The organism is Chitinophaga sancti (assembly GCF_034087045.1).
GTDB classification, from domain to species: domain Bacteria; phylum Bacteroidota; class Bacteroidia; order Chitinophagales; family Chitinophagaceae; genus Chitinophaga; species Chitinophaga sancti_B.
The window spans coordinates 1,420,783-1,436,043 of sequence record NZ_CP139247.1; the positions used below are offsets into that span (position 1 = coordinate 1,420,783).

Below are 15,261 nucleotides of genomic sequence, written 5' to 3' on the forward strand. Positions count from 1 at the left end.
TAAATCATGATCATGCGCAATGTTCCCCTATTTCTGCTTGCATTGGCAGCTGTCTTCGCATCCTGTAATCACGAAGGTAAACGTAAACGACAGCGCGTAAGAGATACCAGTCACTATACCCAGAAGGACTATATTGACCTGACGCTTGATAGTAATGCTGTAAATACTTTTTTACAACATGATTCCAGCAATGCTTCTTATATCCGTAGCTTCTACAGACAACGTAACTATCACTTTGCCTGGATAGGTAATGATGGACAACTGACCGAACAGGCAGGAAACTTTATCAACCTGATGAAATCTGATGCTGCTTTTGGTTTGAATGATACTAGTATTATCAGCCGTCCGCTGCGTGAGATGTACGATACCCTCATGATGGAAGGAGGTAAACTGAAACCTGACGATAAATCTGTTCCTCAGATTGAACTGTCGCTCACTGCCCAGTTTTTTGCTTATGGCAATAAAGTATGGGGTGGTCTGACTTCTGATACTGCCAAAGACTTAGAATGGTTCATTCCTCGCAAACAGATTAATATAGAAGGCTTGCTGGACTCTATGATCACCCGTCCTGCAAATGCATTTGAAGAACCTGTAAACATACAATATAAACTGTTGCGCAATAAACTCAAACAACTGGCTACACTGGAAAAAGAGCCATGGGATTCCCTGCGTGCAGCAGAAAAATTATATAAACAAGGAGCCTCTGCACCAGTGGTTGCAAGTGTAAAACATCGTTTGCATCTGTTAGGCGATCTGTTGGCAGATGATACTACTGCTTTGTTTACACCAGCATTGGATTCAGCTATCCGCAACTTCCAGGATAGAACCGGACTGAAAACGGATGGTACTATTCAGTTGCCTCTGCTGCGTGCACTGAATGTAACACCTAAACAACGTATTACACAAATCCTGATCAACATGGAGCGTCTGCGTTGGGTGCCTGCTTCACCACCATCTACTTATTTGTTGGTAAATATTCCTGCATTTAAACTGTATGTATACGATAGCAGTAAACTGGATTGGAGTTGCAATGTAGTAGTAGGAAAACCAGGTGCGAATACCGTTATCTTCAGCAATGAAGTAAAGTATGTAGTGTTTGCCCCATATTGGAATGTACCGCCTGGTATCCTGCAAAAAGAAGTGCTACCTGCCATGCGTCGCAACAGTGGCTATCTGGCCAGAAACCATATGGAAGTAGTGACTGGAAATGGCAAACCTGTAAGTGCAGGATCTATTAATTGGGCTAAAGCTTCTGCTTCTAATTTCCCATATATTATTCGTCAGTTACCGGGTGGATCCAATTCTTTGGGTAAGGTGAAATTTCTCTTCCCGAATGAGTATAATATCTATCTGCACGATACGCCATCCAAAGGTTTATTTGGTGAGAACAAACGTACTTTCAGCCATGGCTGTATCAGGGTTTCCGAACCTCAGCACCTGGCAGAATGGTTGCTGCGCAAAGATTCCAGCTGGACGAAGTCAAAGATTGTAGATGCGATGAATGCGGGTAAGGAGAAGTTTGTAACGCTGAAACAACGGGTGCCGGTGTTTATCGGATATTTCACTGCGTTTGTGGATAGTGAGGGCAGATTGAATTTCAGAGATGATGTATATGGCCATGATGCGAAACTGGCTACCACCTTATTTGGAACAAAGGCTGACTTATAAAGTCAGCCTTTGGCTTTCATATTATTTGCTGGCAATCACAGAGATCTCCACGTGTACGTTCTTTGGCAAAGCAGCTACCTGCACCGTTTCGCGGGCAGGGAAATAACCGCTGAAGTAACTACCGTAAGCTTCATTGATCTTGCCGAAATCGTTCATGTCGGTGATGAAGATGGTACTCTTCAGTACATCGCTGAAATCCATACCTGCAGCATTCAGAATCGCTTTTACATTCTGCATTACCTGGTGTGTTTCTGCAACGATATCTTCAGTTACCAGCTGATTGGTGGCTGGATTGATAGCAATCTGTCCGGAAGCAAAAAGCATATTACCTGTCAGGATTGCCTGGTTATATGGGCCTATTGGAGCAGGCGCATTCGGAGTATTGATGATCTGTTTTTCCATAGTGTAAAAATAATTAGTTATTAATTAATAGGTTTGCGAAAATTTAGCCCATGAATATCCTTGTTATCGGAGATCAGCAAAATTTTATAGCGTTAGAGCGCAAAGGTGGTCTGGCTGCACATACAGTGGAGCGGACTGATAGCCTGGAAGGGGCGGAAGCACTGCAAAACAGGGATCTCGTCATTGACTTACTGTTTGATGCGCACCCGGAAAATGCCGCTGTTTACGCGCAATATCCGGCTATTCCGGTACTGGCAGGTGTGGTGAAAACCTCTCTGCACTCAGTGAATAAGACATATGGCTGTACCCTGATAGGGTGCAACTGGTTACCAGGCTTTATTGATATGCCGGTGACAGAAATCTCTCTGCTGGATGCAACACAACAACCTGTGTTAGTAGCTATCATGCAGCAACTGGGTTGGGAGTATGAACTGGTGCAGGATGCAGTAGGCATGGTCACTCCCCGGGTGATATGTATGATCATCAATGAGGCATATATGGCGGCTGAAACAAACACTGCATCCAGGGAAGACATTGATGTCGCTATGAAACTGGGCACCAATTATCCCATGGGTCCTTTTGAATGGAGTAAAAAAATCGGGATCAAAGAAGTATACGAAGTACTTGCTGCTGTACACACAGCTACTGGCAATGAACGATATGCTATCAGTGAATTATTGGAAAAGGAAGCTAGAAATAATTAAATAATGGCATTAATACTCAATATCGATACGGCTACGAATATAGGTTCAGTATGTCTTTCTAAAGATGGACAGGTATTACAAACCCTGGTCAATGATCAGCAACAGGATCATGCTGCGACTATGACTTTGTTTATTCAGCAGTTAATGCAGGAACACCGTGTGACGCCTGCACAACTGGATGCCATCGCTGTGAGTGCCGGACCTGGTTCCTATACCGGATTGAGGGTAGGAGTGGCTACTGCCAAAGGGTTATGCTATGCCTGGGAAAAACCGTTGATAGCAATTTCTACGCTACAACAGATGACGCTAGGCATCCTAAGTGTTGCTAATGATGAAAATGCTTTGTATGCGCCAATGCTGGATGCACGTCGTATGGAGGTATATACCGCCGTATACACTGCACAGCTGGATGAAATCCTTGCTCCACAGGCATTGATTTTAACTCCTGAGGCTTATGCTGCTCAACTGGCTGACAAGAAAGTTTTTTTCTTTGGAAATGGTAGTGACAAGTGGCAGCAATTAATGGGACAGCACGCCCATGCTACATTTTTACCATATACATTGAAAGCTGCACATATGGTGCAATTAGCAGAAAAAGCCTTTGAAAAAGGCACATTTGAAGATGTGGCATATTTTAGTCCTTTCTATCTTAAACCTTTCCACTCAACTATGAAGAAATAGTACCCATATTGTCACAAATACGCTTTTTGCCCCCAAATACTACTTAATTGCTCTCAAAATGAAGTGTATTTTTAACATTTATGCAAAATACTGTCATGGAACTGTCAAATTACGTTTAATTGGCAAGTAAACCCCGTCTATATATTAAAAAATAAGGTATAGAAGTTTTTTTTATTACGACTAATATTATATTTTTGTATAAATCGATACCCGGTTATTGTTTTCTAACAAGTTATGGGTTTACTGTCCGTTGATCCCTTTCATTTCATCATTTTTTAAAACTATTATGCGATGGAAAAAACATTATTAACGACCTCTTCTAATACTCTTATTATTTCTAGAGGTACCAATGAAAAAGACCAAATTAAATTGGATTACATTGCCGTTAAGAAGGCAGCTATGGTATTGCGTGCAATAAATCATAAGCTGCGCCAGCAAATGATTAAGCTGCTGGAAGATCACAAAAAAATGACAGTGACTGAAATCTACGTTAAGCTGCGTCTTGAGCAGTCAGTAGCTTCACAGCACCTGGCTATTCTTCGTCGTGCCGGCATTGTGATTACCGAAAGAGATGGTAAATTCATTCACTATACGATTAACAAACAACGTATAGCAGAAGTTGCCAAATTCGTAGAAGAGCTGGTAGGCTAATATGGTTTTGGTTATTGCTCAGCTGAGTACAAAAAAATATTGGGGCCTAACTAAGAGTGCAATAAGCTGAGAACTTTTAGTTAGGTTCAAATTTTTGCGGGGGAAGCATTTGTTAGTAGTGATAGCTCAGTAGCATTGTAAAATCTTTTAACATCATTCCGGTTATGAACAACATAACGGGTTGATGTTTTTTTGCTATACATATCTGTATTGCATTCTTAATATGTTATATCCTCGTACCCATGGTAGCTTCCTGCTTTAATTATCCGTAAATTTGCAGGAAATCAAAGATCAATGTTTGTAAAGCAACTGTATACTAATTGCTTATCGGAGGCTGCCTACTTTATAGAGTCGGAAGGTGAAGCTGTTGTGATAGATCCCCTGCGGGATATCGATGCATACCTTGACCTCGCTAAAGAGCGCAACGCCACTATAAAGTATATTTTCGAAACCCATTTTCATGCTGATTTCGTATCAGGTCACCTGGATCTGGCTGCCGCTACGCAGGCGCCTATCGTATATGGTCCCGAAGCGGTAACCAGCTTTCCTATCTACAAAGCCAAAGACAAAGAATTATTCAATATAGGAAAACTGCGTCTGCAGGTGATCCATACTCCCGGTCATACGCTGGAATCTACCTGTTATCTGCTGCTGGACGAACAGGGCCAACCTGCCAGCCTGTTTACAGGCGATACCCTCTTTGTAGGAGACGTAGGCCGTCCAGACCTCTTCAGTGGTAATCTGACTAAAGAAGAACTGGCGGGTTTGCTTTTCGACTCCCTGAATAATAAGATCAAAACTTTGCCAGATACCGTAACCGTCTATCCCGCTCACGGTCCAGGTTCTTCCTGTGGTAAGAATCTGGGTCCGAATACTTTCAGTACACTGGGTGAGGAAAAGGCGACTAACTATGCACTGCTGGCTAACGATAAAGCATCTTTCATTGCTGAAGTAACCGATGGTCTGGCTACCCCCCCATCCTATTTCCCGATCAATGCAAGAATTAACAAAGAAGGTTACGATACGCTGCAGGCGGTAATGGACAAGAGTAACCAGCCGCTGAGCGTTGAGGAATTCAAAGCCAAAGTGAAAGAAGGAATCCTGATCCTGGATACACGTCCTGCTACAGTATTTGCAGAAGGTTTTGTACCTGGTTCCCTCAGCATCGGGCTGGAAGGCCGTTTTGCAGAGTGGGCAGGCAGTCTCCTGAACTTTGAGCAGGAAATCGTTCTGGTTACTACCCCCGGTCAGGAAGCAGAAACGATCGTTCGTCTGGCACGTGTAGGTTTCGACCACGTAGTAGGTTACCTGAAAGGTGGCTATGAAGCTTGGGTTGCTGCTGGTCAGAAACTTGATATGATCATTAACGTAGAGCCTGATGAACTGGCAATGGACATTCCACATGACCCTAACCTGGTGATTGTGGATGTACGAAAACCAGCTGAGTTTGCAGACGGTCACATCAAGGATGCCATTAACCTGACCCTGAGCGATATGACAGATCCAGGCACCCTGGGTGATTTCGATGAATTACATAACCTGTATGTTCATTGCCAGGGTGGTTACAGAAGTATCATTGCCTGCTCCATTCTGAAGAGAGAAGGCATTCACAACCTGCGTAATGTGGAAGGTGGTTTCAACAACATGAAAGGCATGCAAGGGCTGGAAGTGGTGAAGGAAAATAACGTATTGAATTAATACACTTATTACCAAATAATTAAAAAAGGATCGTGCCAGGTGCACGGTCCTTTTTAATTTGCGGGAGGTATGCTTTTTGACCGACAATGTGGAAAAAGTATTTCTATGGGCAAACAACTACAAGGACAGGTTGCGCTGATCACCGGTAGCAGTACGGGTATCGGAGCCGCTACAGCACTGGCAATGGCCGAAGCAGGCGCTGCCGTGATCATTAACTTTCACAGTGACAAGAGCAGGACAGATGCTGAGAAAATCCTGGACGAAATTAAATCTGCCGGTGGGGATGGTTTCGTACATCAATGTGACATCAGTCAGGAAGCGGAGGTGCTGACCATGTATTCAGCCATCTTATCCCGTTATGGTACGCTTGATATAGCAGTGACCAATGCAGGCATTCAGCAGGATGCGCCCTTCCTTGAAATGACCCTGGACCAGTGGAATGCGGTAATTGGTACCAATCTAACAGGACAATTTCTATGTGCCCGTGAAGCCGCAAAGGAATTCAAAAGAAGAGGTGTACAGCCCTCTCGCTCCAAAGCCGCCGGGAAAATAATTTGTATGAGTAGTGTGCACGAAGTAATACCCTGGGCCGGCCATGTGAATTATGCTGCCAGCAAGGGTGGAGTGAAATTACTCATGCAATCTATGGCACAGGAATTGGCTCCATATAAGATAAGAGTAAACAGTCTGGGGCCTGGTGCAATCAAAACACGCATTAACAAAGATGCATGGGATACGCCAGAGGATGAGCAGAAATTATTAGAACTGATACCATATGGCAGGGTAGGTGTACCGGAAGATATCGCGAAAGCTGCCGTATGGCTGGCGAGTGATGAGAGTGATTATGTGACAGGTACTACTTTGTTTATTGATGGAGGAATGACCCTTTATCCCGGCTTTGCCGACAATGGATAGAGTATTATAGGATTTTTAAATTTTAACCATGGATTGCAAATCTTTATTGATGACCGCCAGTACACTGGTGATTACCAGCCTGTATTCGTGCCAGCCTGGAGATGATACTGTAAAGTTGGCCGTAATTGATAAACTGAATAATTCCCCCGGCATCACTGCCGAGGTAAAAGATGGAATAGTAGACCTAAATGGAGAGGTCCCCAATGACAGTGCAAAAGTAGCAGCAGAAGATGCAGTAAAGAAAATAAATGGGGTGAAAGCTGTCAACAATAATATCATGGTGGAACCAGTAATACCACCGCTACCGCCAATGCCGGAAGACACTGTCAATCAGCAATAAAAAAAGGGGACCAACGGTCCTCTTTTTCTGAAAACAGGTTTCATTCCCGTTGGTAAATTCACTCTTTTCATGAATGGTTTTATTGCTGATTATAGCGATGTTTCCACCTTCTGTGGCTCCACACCCACACATCCGGCTGCTCCAATATATTGTTTTCAAGGTATCGTACAAAAGTTTCTGTGACCTTACCTTCCGGTTCCTGCTGGGGGTGTTCAAATGCCAGCTTTAACGTAGCATCATAGTAGCCTCTCTTTACTTTTCGTATATCTACAAATACTACAGGTGTATCATTCCTTCTGGCACTCATTTCCGGTCCTTTATAGAAAGCAGTCATTCTGTTCAGGAAAGGGAACCAGTAGCTACGCCGTGGATTACCAGGATTCTGGTCTGCCACCAGTGCAATGAGGTGTTGTTTATGCTGCCAGGGTGCCATCGCCTCCTTGATATCATTCGCAGGGATCAGTATTGTGCCTGATTTCTCACGAAAGTGACGGAAGAAGCGATCTGCAGATTTGTTGGTGAGCGGCATGTATACTACCAGGAATGGGAAGCCTACTCTCTGCATGCAAAATACATTGGCCCATTCCCAGTTGAAATTATGTCCTAAATGCAGCTGACAACTTTTGCCCTGTGCATAAAGTTCATGTAATACTGTTAAATCACATTTAAACCGCTTTTCCAGCGACTTTTTGCTCATGGTCAGCAGTTTGACTGTCTCCACGATCATATCCGTCAGATTGCGGTAATAATTCCTTGCCAGCCTGGTGATTTCAGCAGGAGATTTTTCCGGGAATGACTTGCGGAGATTGTCAAATACAATCTTTTTCCGGTAGCCTGCCAGGTAGTAAATAATGAGGTATAACCCATCGCTGATGAGGTATAACAGCCACAATGGCAATATTGAAATGGCGTATGTAAAAGCCAGAATTAAATAGTACATCTCTACTTAGCAACAAATTCTATAACACAATGTTTTGTACCAGTTCGCTCTTGTTTGGATAATCGGTATTGAAATGAAGACCTCTGCTTTCCTTGCGGAAGGAAGCACTTTTTACGATCAAATAACCTACGGTGATCAGGTTGCGTAGCTCACACAATTGTGGAGATACTTCTGTCTTCTCATAGAGGTTTTCTGTTTCTTCGTGCAGAATGTCCAGTCTGCGTATTGCTCTCTGGATACGTTCATTGGTACGCACGATACCAAGATAATCACTCATGATCTGCTTCAGTTCTTTCAGGCTCTGTGTAATGAGGATCATTTCCTTGGGAGCCGTGGTTCCTGCTGCATTCCAGTCGGGTACGTTTTCTTTGAATGGAATTGAATCGATCCTGTTTACAGCAGTCTGGTAACAACGGTGTGCAAACACCATGGCTTCCAGCAGTGAATTGGACGCAAGGCGGTTGGCGCCGTGTAATCCTGTGCTGGAACACTCGCCGCAGGCATACAGGTTCTGAATGCTGGTACAACCCTGTTCATTTACCTTGATACCTCCGCAACTATAGTGAGCAGCCGGAGCTACCGGAATCATATCTTTCTTTACATCGATACCAGATGTCAGGCATTTCTCATAGATGTTGGGGAAGTGGTGAATGAACTTCTCCATATCCATATGCCGGCAATCGAGGTATACATGTTCTGTACCGGTGATCTTCATCTCACTGTCTATTGCTCTGGCCACGATATCGCGGGGGGCGAGAGAGAGACGGGGATCGTATTTATGCATGAAGTCTTCGCCATGTATATTGCGCAGGATACCACCATCGCCACGTACTGCTTCCGTAATCAGGAAGGCGTTGTTCACACCTGGCTGATAAAGTGCGGTAGGGTGAAACTGGATGAACTCCATATTTTCAATTCTACCTTTGGCGCGGTACACCATAGCCACACCATCGCCAGTGGCGATAGAAGGGTTAGTAGTACTACGGTACACCTGCCCATTGCCACCAGTGGCGATGAGCGTGATGCGGCTCAGTATCTTTTCTATCTTGTTTGTGAGAAGGTTCAGTACGTATACACCATAACAATCAATGTCAGGCGTGGATTTGGTCACCAGGTAACCCAGGTGGTGCTGGGTGATGAGGTCTACCACAAAGCAGTGAGTGACCAGCTCGATATTTGGATGTTGACGAACGGCTGTCAGCAAGGCTCTTTCTATTTCATAACCCGTGATGTCTTTGTAGTGGATCACCCTGAATTCCGAGTGTCCGCCTTCTCTTCCAAGGGCAAAGTCTCCGTCAGGATTCTTATCAAAGTTGGCGCCCCATTCAATGATCTCATTTACCCGCTCGGGGCCTTCCTTCACCACGATCTCTACTATTTTTTCATTGCATAGGCCATCGCCGGCAATCAGGGTGTCTTCAATGTGCTTGGCAAAGCTGTCATTCTCAAGATCATTCACTACAGCTACGCCACCCTGTGCATACTTCGTATTCGTTTCGTCTTCCTGGGTCTTAGTGATGATGGTGATCTTTTTATCTGGACAGGCACCTGCTACTTTGAGCGCATAGGTTAATCCTGCGATGCCGGAACCGATCACTAAAAAATCTGTCTGTTGCATAATAACTCATCTAGCGAATCAAATGTACGGTATATTACCGGATTGCGTAGGGGATGCCCTGCTTTTGCCAGATATAACGGGTAGCACCATAGACGAGACCGTAATTGGCTAATGCGTAGCAGATTAAACTGATAGTTGGTGAAAATGCGCCACCGGCAATGAGGAAGGTGATGCCTGCCAGGCAATACCAGCCAGCTGGCTGATCACTGAGCCGAAAGGCATGCATAACGGATTGGAGGGCTATAGAAGCGGTGAAAAGACAAAAGACCACAGGCCAGACGTTTTCCAGCGTAGGCAGGTAATAGAAGAAGATCGCCAGACCCAGCGCTTCTGTCAGAAAGATAAATGCCCATTTACAGGTGGGTAGTGGATAATTCGTATAGCGGATCTTTAAAAAGTAAGCAATATAAACGATGTGAACCAGTGGTATAGAAGCACCGGCGAGAAGGTGGACTAAAGGAGGACTTGTAATAGCTAAGCCTATGATTAACAACACTCTGAGAAGTGTAGGTGTGTAGCGGGTGCCGGATATGTAAAATACGGCCGCATAAACAATCAAAAGAACCATTGACAGCTCCTTTAGCCATGCAGCATTCACAAAACAGGCCCAAAGCAGTATAGGCATGGTGCCCCAATAAAGACTGTTAAAGACAACCGGTTTCATGTTACTAAAATAAGGATTTACACCGTAGCAAGGATCACATTAAATGTGGTACCATTACTACTTGTACTATCTACTTTCAATTGTCCGCCATGCAACTGGATGATTTGCTGGGAGAGGCTGAGACCGATACCGCTGCCTTTGCGTTTAGTGGTATAGAAAGGGATAAAGATCTTATTGATCGCATCTGCATCTATACCCGGACCATTATCTGCAATCGCGATGCAAACCTGGTTATGAGTGATCATCGTTGCGGTGAGTTTGATTTCCGGGTGAGCGGTGTGTTCCAGTGCATCCATGGCATTTTTGACCAGGTTGATCAGCACCATCTGCAACTGGGCGCTGTCTGCATGAATTTCTGCACCGGCAGAATCTACTTCGAACTGGTAATAAATGCCTGCCTGTTTAAGATCCGATTGCAACAGGTTACTCACTACTGTGATCAGTTCCTTGATATTGACATCCGTAAATTGTGGCTTGGGAAGAGCAGTATAATCCCTGTAGGCGTTGACGAAGTTCATGATGCCTTTACTCCGGCTTTTGATCGTTTCCAGCGCTTCTATCAGGTCAGTAATCGCCTCGGGCTGGTGGCTATCCGGTGCAATGTCCTGCTCAATGATATCCTGCATGGTGCTTATGAGGGATACGATTGGCGTGACAGAGTTCATGATTTCATGACGAAGGATCTTGGTCAGGTTCTGCCAGGCTTCCAGCTCTTTTTGTTGCAACTCTGCATGGATGTTTTGCAGGGAGATCAATTTGACCAGGCGTCCCTGTAAACGTACAGTTGCTGCCTGAATCGAGAGTTGTTGTTCAGTACGTGTACGATACAGGATCTTATTGCCGGAGTGCACCTGTAGCAATAATTCAGGCAGATCGGGGTGAGCTGATTTTAACTCTGCTATGTTGCGTAGACGATAGATGCCCAGTAACTTGAAAGCTGCAGGATTGATGAGTTCTATTCTACCCTCCGCGTCAAAAGACAGTACGCCGATGCTGATATGCTGTACGATCGTATCGATGTATTTCAGGTTTGCTTCTTTTTCGGCCCTGGTTTGCCGGAAGGCTTCCAGTACTTCGTTGAACTGGTAATTGAGTGCCTGAAAGCTTTTCCCCATTTTATTATCGGCGCTGAACCGGATGGAAAAATCTTCGTAACGGATGGACTCCAAAAAGAGTGTGAGCTTTCTGTTAATCCTGTTCATGTAGTAATACATTCCATAGATCTGCAGGCAGATCAGGGCGGCGATAGCTAACCCGGGAATCGGCCCCAGTATCATCCATACTTCTACGGCGGCAATGGTGCTGGCGGTGAGCAGGAGTATGCGCAGGAATATATTGACGCTGAACCGGTTCATCTATATATTATATTTTTCCAGTCTTCTATAGAGAGCTGCTCTGCTGAGGCCCAGTTCCCTGGCGGCTTCAGTGATGTTTCCATTACATTTCTTCATAGCCTGAGTGATGATGTTGCGCTCCATTTCTTCCAGGTTATAGCCGGTATTCAGCTGGGTTTCCTGTACGGGGTTTTTCACAAATACATCTTTGGCCTGCAATACCTTGCCCTGGGAGAGAATGACCGCTCTCTCCATGGCGTGTTGCAGTTCTCGGATATTCCCTGGCCAGTCATATTGTAGCAACTGTTGTACGAGTGATTCGTGCAGACTATTCACCGGGCGTTTGTATTTACTGCTATACAATTGGAGGAAATGTTCTGCCAGAGCAATGATGTCTTCCTGTCTTTCTCTGAGGGGAGGAAGGTGTATTTCAATTGTATTGATCCGGTAGAGTAAATCCTGGCGGAACAGGTGTTGTGCCGCCATCTGCTGAATGTTGCGGTTAGTGGCGCAGATCAGGCGTACATCTACAGGATTGGCTTTGTTACTACCTACTTTGGTCACCGACCTGTTTTGCAATACGGTGAGCAGTTTGGCCTGTAACGGTAGGGAAATGTTTCCCAGTTCATCGAGGAAGATAGTGCCTTTGTTGGCTTCTTCAAACCGACCAACCCTGTCTTCGCGGGCATCTGTAAAGGCGCCTTTCACATGGCCAAACAGTTCACTTTCAAACAGGCTTTCGCTGATGGCCCCAAGGTCTACACTCACAAAAGGGTGGGAGGTACGATGGGAGAGCTGGTGAATATGTCTGGCCAGCATATCCTTGCCAGTGCCATTTTCACCTAGAATGAGTACGTTGGCATCGGTGCCGGCTACCCTTTCAGCTGTATCCAATACTGCCATCATGGATGGACTGTTGCCAATGATTGAACTATTATTGTTAGTCGCTGGGCTGGGTGGGGCTACCTTATCCTTATGCTGATGTTTTTTGTTGTAAGCTCCCTGCATAGTGGCCAGGAGCTTTTCATTTTCCCAGGGTTTCAGCACAAAATCAGCTGCTCCTGCTTTGATGGCCCTTACTGCCATTTCCACGTCGCCATAGGCAGTGAACATGACTACTGCTGCTGAGGGCTGGATGTCCAGTATCCTGTCCAGCCATTCAAATCCTTCCTTACCACTGCTCAGGTCACGGGTAAAGTTCATGTCCAGCAGGATCACGTCGTATTCAAAATTAGATACCAGGTAAGGGATCTTTTGGGGATTGCGCTCAAAGTCTACCTGTCCAAAATGGCGTTTCAACAGGAGGCGTGCTGCGCGCAATACGTCCATATCATCATCTACTATCAGTATTTTACCAGGCAGTGTAGTCGTAGTCATAACCAATTCAAATAAATATATTGTTGATAGAGCTCCGCAAACAATGTTCCCGACAATGATTGACCTGGGCAAACGACTGCGGATGTGGCCACTGGCAATATTATAAAAAGATTTCGGTTTTTGGCAGTACTGGCGCCGGATTGGGGGAAAGTGTCCGGAATTGGACGTACAGTGTGCGGTACAGGACGTTTTGAAAGGGTGTTGTGCTTTGAAATGCTTTACTGGTAAAGGATTCCCGGCTTTGGCATGCCGGTTGTCTTATCCGGTATGCAAGTTTAGCACATTCACCTATGGATAGAAAAATAGAAAAGAAATACTGGTCAAAGAAAAGGATCTCCCTGGTAAGTGGAGGCGTAGTCGTAGCACTGTTGCTGATCTATAACCTGATCTTTGCCGATCACCGCTCGAAATTAAATGTAGAGAAGGACAAGATTACTATTTCTAAAGTCACCCGGGGTACTTTCGATACATATATTGCTGTTACAGCAGTCGTATTACCTTTGAAGACCATACGTCTCGATGCAATCGTAGGTGGGTACGTCAGTCAGAAATACCTGGAAGGTGGTAGTATGGTGAAAAGGGGAGATAGTATTCTCCGCCTTCAAAACCAGAATATGGAAATGGAGTTTGTAAACCATGAAACTGAAATATATCGCCTGATCAATGAACTGCAGAATACCCGGCAGACCCTGAAGCAGAACCGGTTTACAATGCAGCAGACCCTCAATGAACTGGACTTTCAGATAGATCAGGCCAAGGATCTGTATGACAGAAATAAGCAGCTGGTCGATGAAAAAATCGTGGCCCGCCAGGATTATATTAAGTATAAACTTGATTACGAAAGGCTGGTGAAACAAAAGCAGATTGAAATTGAAAGCCAGAAATTTCAGGAAGAGAATGCCAAAATCCAGATTGAAAGATTGGAATCTACAATCTCCCGCACCCAGCGTAATCTTCAGATGATGAAAGATAATATGAACAACCTGGTATTGAAAGCGCCGATTGACGGACAGTTATCCTCAGTAGATGCTGAAATAGGGGGGAGTATACAAGCTGGCCAGAACATCGGGCAGATTGACGATCTGAATGGTTTCAAAATGAGAGCCGAGGTAGATGAACACTATATTTCAAGAGTATTCCCTGGCCTGAAAGCCAGCTTTGAATTCAATAACAAGAACTATGAACTTGTTATCATCAAAGTATATCCTGAGGTAAAAAACGGCCGATTCAATGTAGACATGAAGTTTGACAAAGAAACTCCCGATGGCATCCGCAGGGGACAATCCTCTCCTATCCGCCTCGAATTAGGTAAATCTTCTGCAGCCCTGTTGCTGCCTGTAGGTGGTTTCTTCTCTGATACTGGTGGCAACTGGGTGTACGTTGTGGATAAAAGCGGTAAACGTGCTGTAAAGCGCAATATTTCCCTGGGCCAGAAAAATCCTCAGTTCTTTGAGATCCTCGAAGGATTGGAGGAAGGCGAACAGGTGATCACTTCATCCTATGAGAATTTTGGAGACAAAGAAGTATTAGTATTTTAATATAATCAAAATAACATCAATGATACGTACCGTTAATCTGCAAAAGATATTTACCACTGAAGAAATCGAGACTTCTGCACTCAATGGGATCAACATGGAAGTAAAAGACGGTGAGTTTGTTGCTATCATGGGGCCATCAGGTTGTGGTAAGTCTACTTTATTGAATATCCTGGGGCTGCTGGATAATCCATCCGGTGGAGAGTATCACTTCTGGGATCATGAAGTGGCAAGAATGAGCGAAAGACAACGTGCCCAGTTGAGAAAAGGGTCTATTGGATTCGTATTCCAGAGCTTTAACCTCATCGATGAGCTGACTGTTTTTGAAAATGTGGAATTGCCGCTCCTGTACCTGAAAGTACCTGCCAGCGATCGTAAAAAGAAAGTGGAAGAAGTACTGGAACGTATGAACATCATGCACCGCCGTAACCACTTCCCGCAACAGTTATCTGGTGGTCAGCAACAGCGTGTGGCAATAGCGCGTGCTGTAGTGGCAAAGCCCAAAATGATACTGGCGGATGAGCCTACCGGTAACCTCGATTCTACGAATGGTGAAGAGGTAATGAAACTATTGCAGGAATTGAATGATGGAGGTACTACCATGATCATGGTAACGCACAGCCCTTATGATGCCGGATTTGCACATCGCGTGGTTAACCTGTTTGATGGTAAGGTAGTGACTGAAAACATCAAGGAGCAGTTTCACGTATAATAAACCATAATTGACATGCTTA

Annotated in this window: 15 protein-coding genes; 9 read left to right on the top strand and 6 right to left on the bottom strand. The window is 44.7% G+C overall.

Annotated features, from left to right (window positions below):
- Positions 1–12: 12 nt before the first annotated feature.
- Positions 13–1,668, top strand: coding sequence for a L,D-transpeptidase family protein (locus tag SIO70_RS05960; protein ID WP_320580041.1), 1,656 nt, complete (start codon positions 13–15; stop codon positions 1,666–1,668).
- Between the two features lie 21 nt (positions 1,669–1,689).
- On the opposite strand, the gene SIO70_RS05965 is transcribed toward SIO70_RS05960, so the two are convergent.
- Positions 1,690–2,070, bottom strand: coding sequence for a RidA family protein (locus SIO70_RS05965; protein ID WP_083723287.1), 381 nt, complete (start codon positions 2,068–2,070; stop codon positions 1,690–1,692).
- 50 nt (positions 2,071–2,120) lie between these two features.
- Here SIO70_RS05965 and SIO70_RS05970 point away from each other — a divergent pair, with 50 nt between their 5' ends.
- The 6 genes from SIO70_RS05970 (at position 2,121) to SIO70_RS05995 (ending at position 7,059) form a co-directional block, all read left to right on the top strand.
- Positions 2,121–2,774, top strand: a complete 654-nt coding sequence (locus tag SIO70_RS05970; RefSeq protein ID WP_320580042.1) for a 3-hydroxyacyl-CoA dehydrogenase family protein — start codon at positions 2,121–2,123, stop codon at positions 2,772–2,774.
- 3 nt (positions 2,775–2,777) lie between these two features.
- Positions 2,778–3,455, top strand: coding sequence for a tRNA (adenosine(37)-N6)-threonylcarbamoyltransferase complex dimerization subunit type 1 TsaB (gene tsaB / locus SIO70_RS05975; RefSeq protein ID WP_320580043.1), 678 nt, complete (start codon positions 2,778–2,780; stop codon positions 3,453–3,455).
- 291 nt (positions 3,456–3,746) lie between these two features.
- Positions 3,747–4,106, top strand: coding sequence for an ArsR/SmtB family transcription factor (locus tag SIO70_RS05980; RefSeq protein WP_012788619.1), 360 nt, complete (start codon positions 3,747–3,749; stop codon positions 4,104–4,106).
- Positions 4,107–4,400: 294 nt separating this feature from the next.
- The gene (locus tag SIO70_RS05985; RefSeq protein WP_320580044.1) at positions 4,401–5,804 is read left to right on the top strand and encodes an MBL fold metallo-hydrolase; all 1,404 of its coding nucleotides are present in this window, start codon (positions 4,401–4,403) and stop codon (positions 5,802–5,804) included.
- A gap of 105 nt (positions 5,805–5,909) precedes the next feature.
- Positions 5,910–6,719 (top strand): SDR family oxidoreductase, encoded by an 810-nt coding sequence (locus SIO70_RS05990; protein ID WP_320580045.1) that lies wholly within the window; start codon positions 5,910–5,912, stop codon positions 6,717–6,719.
- Between the two features lie 28 nt (positions 6,720–6,747).
- The gene (locus SIO70_RS05995; protein ID WP_320580046.1) at positions 6,748–7,059 is read left to right on the top strand and encodes a BON domain-containing protein; all 312 of its coding nucleotides are present in this window, start codon (positions 6,748–6,750) and stop codon (positions 7,057–7,059) included.
- 79 nt (positions 7,060–7,138) lie between these two features.
- On the opposite strand, the gene SIO70_RS06000 is transcribed toward SIO70_RS05995, so the two are convergent.
- Genes SIO70_RS06000 through SIO70_RS06020 form a run of 5 tightly spaced genes read right to left on the bottom strand, consistent with a single transcriptional unit; the run spans position 7,139 to position 12,992 of the window.
- The gene (locus SIO70_RS06000) at positions 7,139–7,999 is read right to left on the bottom strand and encodes a lysophospholipid acyltransferase family protein (RefSeq protein ID WP_320580047.1); all 861 of its coding nucleotides are present in this window, start codon (positions 7,997–7,999) and stop codon (positions 7,139–7,141) included.
- Positions 8,000–8,018: 19 nt separating this feature from the next.
- Positions 8,019–9,617, bottom strand: a complete 1,599-nt coding sequence (gene nadB, locus SIO70_RS06005) for an L-aspartate oxidase (protein ID WP_320580048.1) — start codon at positions 9,615–9,617, stop codon at positions 8,019–8,021.
- Positions 9,618–9,651: 34 nt separating this feature from the next.
- Positions 9,652–10,281 carry a hypothetical protein gene (locus SIO70_RS06010; protein ID WP_320580049.1) on the bottom strand — a complete coding sequence of 210 codons (630 nt, stop codon included), beginning with the start codon at positions 10,279–10,281 and terminating at the stop codon, positions 9,652–9,654.
- Positions 10,282–10,298: 17 nt separating this feature from the next.
- Positions 10,299–11,636, bottom strand: coding sequence for a sensor histidine kinase (locus SIO70_RS06015; RefSeq protein WP_320580050.1), 1,338 nt, complete (start codon positions 11,634–11,636; stop codon positions 10,299–10,301).
- A complete protein-coding gene (locus tag SIO70_RS06020) occupies positions 11,637–12,992 on the bottom strand; it encodes a sigma-54 dependent transcriptional regulator (protein ID WP_320580051.1) in 1,356 nt (451 codons plus the stop codon).
- A gap of 290 nt (positions 12,993–13,282) precedes the next feature.
- On the opposite strand from SIO70_RS06020, the gene SIO70_RS06025 reads away from it, so the two are divergent.
- Together SIO70_RS06025 and SIO70_RS06030 are read left to right on the top strand one after the other, a co-directional pair.
- Positions 13,283–14,530, top strand: a complete 1,248-nt coding sequence (locus SIO70_RS06025) for an efflux RND transporter periplasmic adaptor subunit (protein ID WP_320580052.1) — start codon at positions 13,283–13,285, stop codon at positions 14,528–14,530.
- A gap of 19 nt (positions 14,531–14,549) precedes the next feature.
- The gene (locus SIO70_RS06030; protein WP_083723276.1) at positions 14,550–15,239 is read left to right on the top strand and encodes an ABC transporter ATP-binding protein; all 690 of its coding nucleotides are present in this window, start codon (positions 14,550–14,552) and stop codon (positions 15,237–15,239) included.
- The last annotated feature ends 22 nt before the right edge of the window (positions 15,240–15,261 follow it).

Excerpts from the sequence above, each read along its gene's own strand:
- SIO70_RS06015 (WP_320580050.1), bottom strand. The coding sequence starts at position 11,636 with ATGAACCGGTTCAGCGTCAATATATTCCTGCGCATACTCCTGCTCACC.
- SIO70_RS05990 (WP_320580045.1), top strand. The coding sequence starts at position 5,910 with ATGGGCAAACAACTACAAGGACAGGTTGCGCTGATCACCGGTAGCAGT.
- SIO70_RS05980 (WP_012788619.1), top strand. The coding sequence starts at position 3,747 with ATGGAAAAAACATTATTAACGACCTCTTCTAATACTCTTATTATTTCT.
- SIO70_RS06025 (WP_320580052.1), top strand. The coding sequence starts at position 13,283 with ATGGATAGAAAAATAGAAAAGAAATACTGGTCAAAGAAAAGGATCTCC.
- SIO70_RS05995 (WP_320580046.1), top strand. The coding sequence starts at position 6,748 with ATGGATTGCAAATCTTTATTGATGACCGCCAGTACACTGGTGATTACC.
- SIO70_RS05960 (WP_320580041.1), top strand. The coding sequence starts at position 13 with ATGCGCAATGTTCCCCTATTTCTGCTTGCATTGGCAGCTGTCTTCGCA.
- SIO70_RS06020 (WP_320580051.1), bottom strand. The coding sequence starts at position 12,992 with ATGACTACGACTACACTGCCTGGTAAAATACTGATAGTAGATGATGAT.
- SIO70_RS06010 (WP_320580049.1), bottom strand. The coding sequence starts at position 10,281 with ATGAAACCGGTTGTCTTTAACAGTCTTTATTGGGGCACCATGCCTATA.
- SIO70_RS06030 (WP_083723276.1), top strand. The coding sequence starts at position 14,550 with ATGATACGTACCGTTAATCTGCAAAAGATATTTACCACTGAAGAAATC.
- nadB (WP_320580048.1), bottom strand. The coding sequence starts at position 9,617 with ATGCAACAGACAGATTTTTTAGTGATCGGTTCCGGCATCGCAGGATTA.
- SIO70_RS06000 (WP_320580047.1), bottom strand. The coding sequence starts at position 7,999 with ATGTACTATTTAATTCTGGCTTTTACATACGCCATTTCAATATTGCCA.
- tsaB (WP_320580043.1), top strand. The coding sequence starts at position 2,778 with ATGGCATTAATACTCAATATCGATACGGCTACGAATATAGGTTCAGTA.
- SIO70_RS05965 (WP_083723287.1), bottom strand. The coding sequence starts at position 2,070 with ATGGAAAAACAGATCATCAATACTCCGAATGCGCCTGCTCCAATAGGC.
- SIO70_RS05970 (WP_320580042.1), top strand. The coding sequence starts at position 2,121 with ATGAATATCCTTGTTATCGGAGATCAGCAAAATTTTATAGCGTTAGAG.
- SIO70_RS05985 (WP_320580044.1), top strand. The coding sequence starts at position 4,401 with ATGTTTGTAAAGCAACTGTATACTAATTGCTTATCGGAGGCTGCCTAC.